The sequence below is a fragment of the Hydrocarboniclastica marina genome (assembly GCF_004851605.1).
GTDB lineage: Bacteria > Pseudomonadota > Gammaproteobacteria > Pseudomonadales > Oleiphilaceae > Hydrocarboniclastica > Hydrocarboniclastica marina.
The window spans coordinates 3,353,557-3,365,677 of record NZ_CP031093.1 but is presented as its reverse complement, the minus strand read 5'-3'; the positions used below and the strand labels follow the sequence as shown (position 1 = coordinate 3,365,677).

The 12,121-nt window shown below is 60.2% G+C and carries 8 protein-coding genes; 7 read left to right on the top strand and 1 reads right to left on the bottom strand.

What is annotated here, in order from left to right:
* Positions 1-140: 140 nt before the first annotated feature.
* The gene (locus soil367_RS14830) at positions 141-740 is read right to left on the bottom strand and encodes a DUF4142 domain-containing protein (RefSeq protein WP_136549829.1); all 600 of its coding nucleotides are present in this window, start codon (positions 738-740) and stop codon (positions 141-143) included.
* A 372-nt stretch (positions 741-1,112) separates the two neighbouring features.
* Between soil367_RS14830 and soil367_RS14825 the strand changes: the two genes are divergently transcribed.
* The 7 genes from soil367_RS14825 (at position 1,113) to prpF (ending at position 11,962) form a co-directional block, all read left to right on the top strand.
* The gene (locus soil367_RS14825; protein ID WP_136549828.1) at positions 1,113-3,050 is read left to right on the top strand and encodes a monovalent cation:proton antiporter-2 (CPA2) family protein; all 1,938 of its coding nucleotides are present in this window, start codon (positions 1,113-1,115) and stop codon (positions 3,048-3,050) included.
* Between the two features lie 233 nt (positions 3,051-3,283).
* On the top strand, positions 3,284-5,062 hold the full coding sequence (locus tag soil367_RS14820; protein ID WP_136549827.1) for a diguanylate cyclase: 1,779 nt from the start codon (positions 3,284-3,286) through the stop codon (positions 5,060-5,062).
* Between the two features lie 164 nt (positions 5,063-5,226).
* A complete protein-coding gene (locus tag soil367_RS14815; RefSeq protein WP_136549826.1) occupies positions 5,227-5,907 on the top strand; it encodes a GntR family transcriptional regulator in 681 nt (226 codons plus the stop codon).
* Positions 5,908-5,957: 50 nt separating this feature from the next.
* Complete coding sequence (gene prpB / locus soil367_RS14810; protein WP_136549825.1) at positions 5,958-6,851, top strand: methylisocitrate lyase; 894 nt, start codon at positions 5,958-5,960, stop codon at positions 6,849-6,851.
* An 11-nt stretch (positions 6,852-6,862) separates the two neighbouring features.
* On the top strand, positions 6,863-8,002 hold the full coding sequence (prpC, locus tag soil367_RS14805; RefSeq protein WP_136549824.1) for a bifunctional 2-methylcitrate synthase/citrate synthase: 1,140 nt from the start codon (positions 6,863-6,865) through the stop codon (positions 8,000-8,002).
* Positions 8,003-8,093: 91 nt separating this feature from the next.
* Positions 8,094-10,691: a Fe/S-dependent 2-methylisocitrate dehydratase AcnD gene (gene acnD, locus soil367_RS14800; RefSeq protein ID WP_136549823.1), complete on the top strand. Its 2,598-nt coding sequence runs from the start codon at positions 8,094-8,096 to the stop codon at positions 10,689-10,691.
* A gap of 92 nt (positions 10,692-10,783) precedes the next feature.
* Positions 10,784-11,962: a 2-methylaconitate cis-trans isomerase PrpF gene (gene prpF / locus soil367_RS14795; protein ID WP_136549822.1), complete on the top strand. Its 1,179-nt coding sequence runs from the start codon at positions 10,784-10,786 to the stop codon at positions 11,960-11,962.
* The last annotated feature ends 159 nt before the right edge of the window (positions 11,963-12,121 follow it).

Genomic DNA, 12,121 nt, shown 5'->3' with positions numbered 1-12,121 from the left:
AAAAGGTTTACTGGCGACCCAGTAAGAGAGGACAAAACGGAGGTTAAGCGGGCGCCTGACCTGCCTGAGACTACACAGACAGATCTGAATGGCGCTGCAGTATAGGGGTTATGCAGTACAGAGCCTATGCAGTATAGGGCTTAGGAACATTCGTCCAGGCTGATTCGCGCCTGCTCGGCCGCTTCCAGGTGATGTCCCAGCCAGTCTTCAGTGCTTTCCAGCATTGACTGGACATCTGTCTCTTCAGCATCAGGCTGAAGCTGCGACCGGACAATATCCAGCGCCAGTTCATGCTGCTCGACCTGGCTGGTCAGGTAGAAACAGTCGAACTCAGTCCCGGAAAGCTGGCTCATTTCCTCTCGCGTCGATGTTAGCTGCATAGTCAGCGCATTGTTCAGGGTGCTTTCTTCCAGATCTTCTTCGGACTCGATCTGGGCCTTAATCCGTTCGTTCGACTCGGTATGATCCCGCAGGATGTGCTGGGCGACGTCTCGCACTGCACGATTGTCGGAGTCTCTGATCGCGAGCTCAGCCTGGTCGATCTCGTCTGTGTTGAGGCTGTGCATAATCTGCAGAATCTGACCTTCGCTGAGCGGTTCCGGGGCATCGCGCTGTTCGTGCATGCTACACGCTGTCAGCGCCAAGGACGCCGCCAGCACTGCAGCTGTGGCCTTTAGCGGTACACGCCGGGAAAGTGATGCAAAATGAGAAAGGGAGAAGTTACGGAGGATAATGTTCATCGCTATTGCTCCATGCACAGGTTTGGCTTGCCCCGTCCTTCGGGCCAAGAGATCATTTTTGCGGCAACACGGACCTGGTCCAACTTCACTAAGTGTGCTTGATCAGCCTGCTGAAACCTGCTCGTAAATCGTTGGCGCGTCTTCAAAATAACACTGTCCATTCTCGCTTCACAGCGGTTTCGGTGGGGGGCTGGCGGCGCGCTCCGCCAAAGATGGAGATCACGTGTCCGGCTGGACGAAGCGATAGCGAATAGCTGATAGTTCAGGTCCCTGGTTCAGAAGAGCCTGAACGTCCCTGAAAAAGACCTGTTATTACTGAGACCCGCGAAACATAACTTCCAGTTCGCGCCCAGTCTTACCGGAGAACCACTGATGACGCTGTATTTTGTCCAGGCCTTCATTTATCTGCTGGCTGCCGTAATTGCTGTGCCCCTGGCAAAACGCTTCGGGCTGGGCTCTGTGCTGGGTTACCTGGTTGCCGGCGTCGCGATTGGGCCAATGCTGGGACTGGTGGGGCAAGAGACCACCACGATTCAGCACTTTGCCGAGTTCGGCGTGGTGATGATGCTTTTCCTGGTCGGCATAGAGCTTGACCCACGCGCGCTCTGGGCCATGCGGGTGAGACTGGTCGGGCTTGGCGGCTTGCAGGTAGTGCTTACGGTCGCGGCAGGGATGGGACTGGCACTTTGGCTCGGGTTGCCCTGGCAGACCGCGCTGGCCGTGGGCCTGATTTTTGCGCTGTCGTCTACCGCGATCGTGCTGCAGACGCTGAACGAAAAAGGGCTGACCAAGACCGAAGGGGGCCGTGGCGCCTTTGCGGTGCTGCTCTTTCAGGACATCGCCGTCATCCCGATGCTTGCCCTCATCCCGCTGCTGGCCTTGTCTGAATTCAGCGGCGATGCCGGCGGCGCCCACCATGGCAGCAGCCTGAGCCTGGTCGACGACCTGTCGGGCTGGAGCTATACCCTGGCCGTGGTCGCCGCCATAGCGGTGGTCATTGTGGGCGGTTATTACCTGAGCCGGCCCCTGTTCCGCTACGTGGTGCGGTCCGGCATGCGCGAGATCTTTACCGCTACGGCGCTGATGCTGGTGATCGGCATTGCTGCGCTGATGAGTCTGGTCAATCTCTCTCCCGCGCTGGGTGCTTTCCTGGCCGGTGTTGTGCTGGCCAACAGCGAATTCCGGCATGAGCTGGAAGCGACGATTGAACCGTTCAAAGGGCTCCTGTTGGGGCTGTTCTTTATCACCGTCGGTGCAGGAATCAACTTTGAAGTCCTGGCGGCGGAATGGTCGACCGTTCTGGGTCTTGGTCTGGCCGTGATAGCGGTAAAAGGGTTGATCCTTCTCGGCCTGGCACTGCTGTTTCGCATTCGCGGCAGCAATGGCTGGCTCTTCACTCTGGGGCTGGCCCAGGCGGGGGAGTTCGGCTTTGTGTTACTGGCTTACAGCGCGCAGAACCAGGTTATCGCCCCGGAAACCTCCCAGATTCTGTCGCTGGTTGTCGCTTTCTCAATGTTTCTGACCCCGGCGCTGTTCATCTTTTATGACCGGGTCGTGTTGCCGCGCTACCGGAATGCCCGCAATACCGAGCGCGAAGCCGACACCATCGACGAGCAGGCGCCGGTGATCGTGGCGGGGGTGGGGCGGTTCGGGCAGATTGTCTGCCGGCTGCTGCGGGCCAACAACGTACCCATTGTCGTTCTTGATCTTGAGATAGAGCAGATCGAGAACGTCCGGCGCATCAACATCAAAAGTTACTTCGGCGATGCCAGCCGTCCTGATCTGCTGGAAACCGCGGGTATCGAGGACGCGCGTTTGCTGGTGGTTGCGATTGATGATCAGGAACGGGCGCTTCATATGGTCCGGCACGTCAAACACTACCATCCGGGCGTCTGGGTGCTCGCACGGGCGTTTGACCGCGGGCATGCCTATCAGCTGCGCGAGGCGGGGGCCGACGACGTGGTGAGCGAGACCTACCATTCTGCCCTTGAGCTCGGCGGCCATGCCCTGACAGCACTGGGCGTGCACCCGCTCAGGGCGAAACAGATGACCTGGGCATTCGTAGAGAGCGAAGCCGCTCACGAGGCTGAGTTGTTCGAGGCCTGGAAAGAAATTGAAGGCGGCATCAACTTCAGTCCGCGCTACAGCGAACTTTTCATGAAGCTCGAAGAGTCGCTTAGTACTGCGATGAATCAGGACTGGGAGCCGCCAAGCCTAGAGGTGGCTCCTGTCTGGACACCGCCCGAGGCAGACGAAGTGCCCGAGAAAAGCCCCCATACCGAGGGTGGAAGCCAAGGCCTCGGCCATTAGTGGCTGTCTCGGCCGGGCCTAGCTGCCCGCTGTCGCTATGGCAGCTTTAACTGGCCGGACGACAGGGTTGGCGGGGCAGGTATCTGCCGGGCGCGTACTCCCGACAGGAATCGTCAATTTTACAACCGTCGGTGCGATTTTTGGCTATGCTTTCCCCAAACAATAGATGACCTCCCGCACCAACGGGGGGCACTGCCGCATTCACGCGCTCGCCAGAGAGACATCAACACGCGATGGATTTGTTACCGGTACTCCGCTGGCTGGCGGCTACTCTGCTTTTGCTATTCAGCGTCCATAGCTATGGGCAACCCGAAGAATTCGGGCAGAAAGGCACACAAGTTCCCGTCATCGACATCAGCGCGCTCAAGCACAGTGTTCTCCATGCCGGCGCCAGCTACTGGGTAACGGACCGGGACCTCACTGTAGACCAGTTACCGTTGGGAGAATTTCAACCGCTGACCGCCGCCTGCCTCAACCGGGGCATAACAGACGACTACCATTGGGTCCGCGTGCGGCTTGATAACCTCGCGGGAGCCACCGAAAAACGCTGGGTGCTCTACCACGAGACCAGTTACCTTGATGAGTTGAGCGTGCACTACGCGGATAATGGCGGCGTACGCCAGCAGGCCGATCTCTCCGATCGGGTGCCGTTCAGCGAGCGCCCCTTCGTCCACCGCACGCTGGCTTTCGAGCATGTGACCCCGGCTGGGGGTTATACCGACCTCTGGTTGCGGCTGCACTTCGTCAAGGCGGATACGCTGACTTTGAATCTGTTTCTGTCTGATGTCGGCCAGTTCGCCAGTGCAGCCCATCTGGAATACCTTCTGTTGGGCAGTTACTACGGGCTTATGCTCGTGCTGCTGATCATTGCGCTGCTGGGCGCATTTATCCTGCGCCAGTCCCTTTACCTTTTTTACGCCTTCTTCCTTATCTCCAGCCTCCTTACCTGGGCACAGCTGAACGGGCTTTCGTTTCAGTACCTATGGCCGAATTCTCCTTGGTGGCATAACGAGGGCTTCAACATAACGTTCCTGCTGACGTCCATGTCGGCGTTGCAGTTCTCCCGCCTCTTTCTTAAAACGAAGGCGCTTTTTCCCCGCGTAGACCAGCTGATCAAAGCCAGCCTGTGGTTGATGACCGCCGCGATATTGGCGCGGTTCCTGGGCGTCTATGTGCCGGTGCTCTATCTCTCCCATGTCAGTCTTGCCGCGTTGATATCGCTGGCTGTGCTTGGGTTCATGGCTTATCGACGCGGCCTCGGCTACGCCCGCTGGTACAGCGTGGCCTGGGTGTTGTACGGGCTGGGATTGCTTGTCAGTGTGATCAGTGCCGGCACCAGCCTGTTCAACTGGGGCATGGCGCCTTTGTACTATGCCCAGGCCGGGGGGGCGCTGGAGGCTATTTTCCTGCTGATTGCGCTAGGCGAAAAGCTGGTCGGCTGGGACCGAGACCGCCGCGTCGCCCTGGCGGTGGCGAATGAAGATCCGCTGACAGGATTAGGTAACCGACGCGCTTTCGAGGAGGCCTTCGATCGTCTCCAGCGTCGTAGCGGCGCGGGTGGCAAGCGGGTTTTTCTGGTACTGATCGACCTTGACCTGTTCAAGGTGGTCAATGATCGCTATGGGCATGATGCCGGGGATGAAGTGCTGAAGGAGCTGGGCCAGCTGCTGCGCCGTTGCGTCAGGCCTGAGGATGTCTGCGTTCGTTTTGGTGGCGAAGAGTTCGCGCTGCTTCTGCAGGCGCCGTCGGCACGCCTGGCGATGGACGTCGCCGAGCGCATCCGTGCGGAGTTCGCTGCCACGCCCACGCTCTACCAGGGCGAGGATATAGAGCATACGCTGTCTGCGGGGCTCGCGGAGGTCGGCGCTCCTGAAGCTTTCACGCGCAATCAGGTTATCCGCATGGCCGACCGCGCGCTTTATGCGGCAAAGGCCGGAGGGCGCAACCGGATCTGCCTCTATGGCGACGGGCCTGAATCACAACCGGGCCTGTCTGTAGCTGGGGATGAGTAACCAAGCGTTGATGAGCAAGCGTAGCGATGCGACTCCGTCGCGGGCAGGAAGCTGCCGCTCACTTTCCTGTTAACAATACCTGCTCTGGTCTTGGGCCATTTGTTGACAATAATGCCGATTGAGCGTAGTTTTTGCGCATCTTTCCGGCATATTGTTAACAATCAATGTCTATAGCCCACCTCAGAACGCCGACTCGTGCAGACGAAGCGTTAAATTGTCTGCAAAGTGCGATCATCGAAGGCACATTGGCGCCTGGTGAAAAAATCGGCGAGGTGGAGCTCTGCGAGCGCTTCAACCTTACTCGCGGGCCGCTGCGGGAGGCCCTGGGTCGTCTTGAATCCCGTGGCTTGCTGGTGCGCAGGCCCCACGCCGGGGTCAAGGTGGTTTCGATCAGCGGCCAGGAGCTGCTGGAGCTTTACCACATTCGCGAAGTGATGGAAGGCCTGGCGGCGCGCCAGGCGGCCGAGCGCATGACTGACGCTGCCATAGCGGACCTGCATGCGCTCCTTGATGGCCATGAGAACATGGTGGCCCAGGCCGAGGGTCAGGCTTACTATCAGGACGAAGGCAACTACGATTTCCACTTCTGTATCGTTACCGGCAGCCAGAACCAGAAACTGGGCGAGATGCTGCTGGGTAACCTTTATTATCTGCTGCGGCTCTATCGTTGCCGGTTCAGCACCGCGACCGGACGTCCGCAGAAAGCCCTCAGGGAACACCGGCATATTGCCGACGCCATCGCCCAGCGTGATGGTGAACTGGCGCAGTTTCTGATGCAGCGCCACATTTCCGCTGCCCGCAGCAATATCGAATCCAAGATTCAGGAAGGCCTGATCACGCTCTAACAGCTCGCTCGGAATCACTCCGGGTATTGTCTATTTAAGGGAGACCGCACATGAGCAACGCCCTGACTCCGGGTGCCCGTTTTCGAAAGGCCCTGGCCGAGAACAACCCGCTGCAGATCGTCGGCACGGTTAACGCCTATACCGCTCTTATGGCGGAGCGTGTGGGCCATCATGCGATTTATCTGTCCGGCGGCGGCGTCGCCAATGCCTCTTACGGTCTGCCTGACCTGGGCATGACCACCATGAACGACGTGCTTGAGGACATCCGCCGTATCACCGGTGCGGTGGAGACGCCGTTGCTGGTAGACATCGACACCGGCTGGGGCGGAGCGTTTAACATCAGTCGCACTATCAAGGAGATGGAGCGCGCCGGTGCGGCGGCGGTTCATATCGAGGACCAGGTGGCGCAGAAGCGCTGCGGCCATCGGCCCAACAAGGCCATTGTCACCAAGGAAGAAATGGTCGACCGGATCAAGGCCTGCGTCGATGCGCGGACGGACGAGAACTTCTTCATCATGGCCCGTACCGATGCCTTCCAGCAGGAAGGACTCGAAGCTGCCATCGATCGCGCCCAGGCCTGCATTGAAGCCGGCGCCGACGGTATCTTCGCGGAAGCCGTCACCGAACTGGACCACTACAAGGCGTTCTCTTCTGCGCTGGATGCGCCCATTCTGGCCAATATCACTGAATTTGGCGCGACGCCGCTGTATAACCGCTCTGAACTGGCCGAAGCCGGTGCCGACATGGTGCTGTACCCGCTGAGTGCCTTCCGCGCCATGAACAAAGCGGCCCTCATGGTCTACGAGAATATTCTGGACAAGGGCGATCAGAAGGATGTTGTGGATCTGATGCAGACCCGCATGGAGCTGTATGACTTCCTCAACTACCACCAGTTTGAAGAAAAGCTGGACGCCCTGTTTGCCAACAAGAAATCGGATCAATAAGGAGCATTTCCATGTCTGATAAAGAACCTGGTAAAAAACCGAACACTGCAGGGCTTCGCGGCCAGGTTGCCGGCGAAACCGCACTCTGTACCGTTGGCAAGACCGGCGCCGGGCTGACCTATCGCGGCTACGATATTACTGCGCTGGCGGACAACGCCCAGTTTGAGGAAGTGGCCTACCTGCTGCTTCGCGGCAAGCTGCCCAAGCGGCAGGAACTGGACGATTACAAGAAGAAGCTCAGCAGCCTGCGGGCGCTGCCGGATGCCCTGAAGAAAGTCCTGGAACAGATTCCGAAAGACGCCCATCCCATGGATGTGATGCGCACCGGCTGCTCCATGTTGGGCAACCTCGAAACCGAGGCAGACTTCAGTGAGCAGGACGACAAGATCGACCGCATGCTGGCGGTGTTCCCGTCCATCATCACTTACTGGTACCGCTTCGCCCACGAAGGCGTACGCATCGAGACGGATAGTGACAGCGATTCCATCGGCGGACATTTCCTGGAGCTGCTCCACGGCAAAAAGCCCAACGAGCTGCACGAACGGGTCATGAACGTTTCCCTGATCCTGTATGCCGAGCACGAGTTCAACGCGTCGACCTTTACCGCACGGGTCTGCGCTTCGACTTTGTCCGACATTCACTCCTGCGTTACCGGCGCCATCGGCACCCTGCGCGGCCCGCTCCACGGCGGCGCCAACGAAGCGGCCATGGAGCTGATTCAACGGTTCAAGACCCCGGATGAAGCCGAAAAAGGGCTGATGGGCATGCTGGAGCGCAAGGAAAAGATCATGGGATTCGGTCACGCGATCTACCGTGAATCTGACCCCCGCAATGCCATCATCAAACAGTGGGCCGAGAAGCTGTCCCAGGAAGTAGGGGACACCGTCCTGTACCCGGTCTCGGTTCGATGCGAAGAAGTCATGTGGCGCGAGAAGAAACTGTTCTGCAACGCCGACTTTTTCCATGCCTCCGCCTACCACTTCATGGGCATCCCGACCGAGCTGTTCACGCCCATCTTCGTGATGTCCCGCGTGTCCGGCTGGACGGCGCACGTCAAAGAGCAGCGTGCCAATAACCGGATCATCCGCCCCAGCGCGGACTACACCGGCCCGGATCACTCGGAATGGCTGCCCATCGACCAGCGTCCATAAGCTGTGCGAATTTAGTGATCAGCCGGGGAGGCGGGCGCGGTTGTTCGCTCCCCCGGCGCGCCCTTCTTTATTGCCCTGATGAGTCCCAAAAATGAACAAGGATTATCGCAAGCCTTTACCCGGCACCGACCTGGACTATTTCGACACCCGCGAAGCGGTGGATGCGATCCAGCCAGGTGCTTACGCAACCCTGCCTTACACCTCCCGCGTACTGGCGGAAAACCTGGTGCGGCGCTGTGAGCCCGCCATGCTCACCGATGCCCTGAAGCAATTGATCGAGCGCAAGCGCGACCTGGACTTTCCCTGGTACCCGGCGCGGGTGGTCTGCCACGACATCCTGGGGCAGACGGCCCTGGTCGATCTCGCCGGCCTGCGCGACGCCATCGCCGAGAAAGGCGGCGATCCGGCCAAGGTCAATCCGGTAGTGCCGACCCAGCTGATCGTCGACCATTCCCTGGCGGTCGAGCACGGAGGCTTCGAAGCGGATGCGTTCGAGAAGAACCGCGCGATTGAAGAGCGCCGCAACGAGGACCGTTTCCACTTCATCAACTGGACCAAGACTGCGTTCAAGAACGTGGATGTGATCCCGCCCGGCAACGGCATCATGCACCAGATCAATCTGGAGAAAATGTCGCCGGTAGTACAGGTGCGTGACCGCGTGGCCTTCCCGGATACCTGCGTCGGCACCGACAGCCACACGCCGATGGTCGACGCCCTGGGTGTGATCTCGGTAGGCGTGGGCGGCCTCGAGGCCGAAAGTGTCATGCTGGGCCGCGCGTCCTACATGCGCCTGCCGGACATCGTTGGTGTCGAGCTGACCGGCCGCCTGCAGCCCGGTATTACCAGCACTGACATGGTACTGGCCCTGACCGAATTCCTGCGCAAGGAGCGCGTCGTTGGCGCCTACCTGGAGTTCTACGGCGAAGGCGCGTCCCGGCTGACTGTCGGGGACCGGGCAACCATCTCCAACATGACGCCGGAATACGGCGCGACCGCGGCGATGTTCTACATCGACGGACAGACCATCGACTATCTGAAGCTGACCGGTCGCGAAGACGACCAGGTCAGCCTGGTGGAAACCTACGCCAAAGAGGCCGGGTTCTGGGCGGACACGTTGGTCAACGCCGAGTACGAGCGCGTGCTGACGTTTGATCTGTCCTCCGTCGCCCGTACGCTGGCTGGCCCTTCCAACCCCCATGCACGCCTGCCCACCTCGGAGCTGGCAGAGCGGGGCATTGCCCGCCATGTGGAAACCGAAGAGGGCATGATGCCGGACGGTGCCGTGATCATCGCCGCCATCACCAGCTGCACCAATACCAGCAACCCGCGCAACATGGTCGCGGCGGGGCTCATCGCCCGCAATGCCAACAAGCTGGGCCTGACCCGTAAGCCGTGGGTGAAGTCGTCTCTGGCGCCGGGCTCCAAAACGGTGAAGATGTATCTGGAAGAGTCGAACCTGCTGCCTGAACTGGAGCAACTGGGCTTCGGCGTTGTGGCGTTTGCCTGCACGACGTGTAATGGCATGAGCGGTGCGCTGGATCCGGTGATCCAGAAGGAAGTGGTCGATCGCGATCTGTATGCGACGGCTGTGCTCTCCGGCAACCGCAACTTCGACGGCCGGATCCACCCCTACGCCAAGCAGGCGTTCCTGGCGTCGCCGCCCCTGGTCGTGGCCTACGCCATCGCCGGAACCATCCGTTTTGATATCGAGAAAGACGCTCTGGGCACCGACAAAGACGGCAACCCGGTGACGCTGAAGGATATCTGGCCCAGCGACGAAGAGATCGACGCCATCGTCAGGGAGAGCGTCAAGCCGCAGCAATTCCGCGACGTTTACATTCCGATGTTCAACGTCACACGGGAAGAGCAGGCGAAAGTGGTTCCGCTGTACGACTGGCGACCCAAGAGTACCTATATCCGTCGCCCGCCCTACTGGGAAGGCGCGCTGGCGGACAAAGGCACACTCAAGGGCATGCGGCCGCTGGCAGTGCTGGGCGACAACATCACCACCGATCACCTGTCACCGTCCAACGCTATCATGCTGGACAGTGCCGCGGGTGAGTACCTGGACAAGATGGGCCTGCCCGAGGCCGACTTCAATTCCTACGCGACTCACCGGGGCGACCACCTGACCGCCCAGCGTGCGACCTTCGCCAATCCCAAGCTGCTCAACGAAATGGTGCGGGACGAGAAGGGCGACGTGAAGCAGGGGTCGCTGGCGCGGATCGAGCCGGAAGGCAAAGTGACCCGCATGTGGGAAGCGATCGAGACCTACATGGAGCGCAAGCAGCCACTGATCATTGTGGCCGGGGCCGACTATGGCCAGGGCTCGTCCCGCGACTGGGCGGCGAAAGGCGTTCGTCTGGCGGGTGTGGAAGCGATCGTGGCCGAGGGCTTCGAGCGCATCCACCGCACCAATCTGATCGGCATGGGCGTCATGCCCCTGGAGTTCAAACCCGGCACGACCCGCAAGACCCTGGGTCTGGACGGCACGGAACTCTACGATGTCGCCGGTGACTTCCATCCCCGCGCCACGCTTACCCTGGTGATTCACCGCCGGAATGGGGAAACACTGGAGGTGCCGGTGACCTGCCGCCTGGATACCCAGGAAGAGGTCACCATCTACGAGGCGGGCGGTGTACTGCAGCGGTTTGCCCAGGACTTCCTCGAAGCGGAAGCCGTGGTCTGATATCCGTGCCGGCTCTGATGGTCGGCTAATGTCCAATGCTATAGCGACCCGGCGCCACAAGGTTCCGGGTCGTTTTTACTGGTAAGATTTTTATGGCACACGCACCTCAGATAAGGATTCCCGCGACCTATATGCGCGGCGGCACCAGTAAGGGTGTCTTTTTCCGGCTGGACGACCTCCCCGAAGCGGCCCAGGTTCCCGGTCCGGCCCGCGACGCTTTATTGATGCGGGTGATCGGCAGCCCCGACCCTTACCAGAAACAGATCGATGGCCTGGGCAATGGGACGTCCAGCACCAGCAAGACGGTCATCCTGTCGAAGCCGACCCAGCCCGACCACGACGTCGATTACCTGTTTGGTCAGGTCGGCATCGACAAGCCTTTTGTCGACTGGAGTGGCAACTGCGGTAACCTGAGCGCCGCGGTCGGCGCGTTCGCCATCACCAGCGGATTGATTCCAGCAGATCGCATCCCGCAGAACGGGACCGTTACCGTGCGCATCTGGCAGGCCAATATTCAGAAAACCATCGTTGCCCACATTCCCATAACGGACGGTGCGGTGCAGGAAACCGGCGACTTTGAGCTGGACGGGGTGACCTTTCCCGCGGCGGAAGTCCAGGTGGAGTTCATGGACCCGGCCGACGGCGAGGGGGCGATATTCCCGACGGGAAATCTGGTTGATGATCTGGAGGTGCCGGGCGTAGGCACGCTCAAGGCGACCATGATCAACGCGGGCATTCCGACAATCTTCGTCAACGCGGAAGACATCGGCTATGCCGGCACCGAGCTGCAGGAAGCAATCAATAACGACGCCAAGGCCCTGGCGGTATTCGAGAGTATTCGCGGGCACGGCGCCGTGCGTATGGGGCTGGTGAAAACGGTCGAAGAGGCGGCCAACCGGCAGCATACGCCCAAGGTGGCCTTTGTGGCCAAGCCCTCGGACTATGTGGCATCAAGCGGCAAGCAGGTTGCGGCAGCGGATGTGGATGTGCTCGTGCGCGCCTTGTCCATGGGCAAACTGCATCACGCCATGATGGGCACCGCGGCGGTTGCCATCGCCACCGCTGCGGCTATTCCCGGAACAGTCGTGAACATGGCGGCGGGCGGCGGGGATCGCACCTCGGTGCGCTTCGGCCACCCCTCGGGCACCTTGCGGGTCGGCGCCGAAGCCAGCCAGGTCAACGGCCAATGGACCGTCGACAAGGCCGTTATGAGCCGCAGTGCGCGGGTGATCATGGAAGGCTGGGTGCGTATTCCGGGCGATTCGTTCTAGATCTCGTTTCTGGGTCGCCTGGCTGAGCTTTCGAAGCCGTAAAGGACGTTACACTGTAGCGAGTGGCAGTCGGTCAGCGGCCTGGCAGAGTCCTGAGGTGTGTGTGGATGCCTCGCGGAAACGCGTGGTGCGCCGTGCGCACCCTACATGAAGTCAGCT

Bases quoted from the DNA above. Each gene is read 5' to 3' on its own strand.
- prpC (WP_136549824.1), top strand. From the start codon at position 6,863: ATGTCTGATAAAGAACCTGGTAAAAAACCGAACACTGCAGGGCTTCGC.
- acnD (WP_136549823.1), top strand. From the start codon at position 8,094: ATGAACAAGGATTATCGCAAGCCTTTACCCGGCACCGACCTGGACTAT.
- soil367_RS14825 (WP_136549828.1), top strand. From the start codon at position 1,113: ATGACGCTGTATTTTGTCCAGGCCTTCATTTATCTGCTGGCTGCCGTA.
- soil367_RS14820 (WP_136549827.1), top strand. From the start codon at position 3,284: ATGGATTTGTTACCGGTACTCCGCTGGCTGGCGGCTACTCTGCTTTTG.
- soil367_RS14830 (WP_136549829.1), bottom strand. From the start codon at position 740: ATGAACATTATCCTCCGTAACTTCTCCCTTTCTCATTTTGCATCACTT.
- soil367_RS14815 (WP_136549826.1), top strand. From the start codon at position 5,227: ATGTCTATAGCCCACCTCAGAACGCCGACTCGTGCAGACGAAGCGTTA.
- prpB (WP_136549825.1), top strand. From the start codon at position 5,958: ATGAGCAACGCCCTGACTCCGGGTGCCCGTTTTCGAAAGGCCCTGGCC.
- prpF (WP_136549822.1), top strand. From the start codon at position 10,784: ATGGCACACGCACCTCAGATAAGGATTCCCGCGACCTATATGCGCGGC.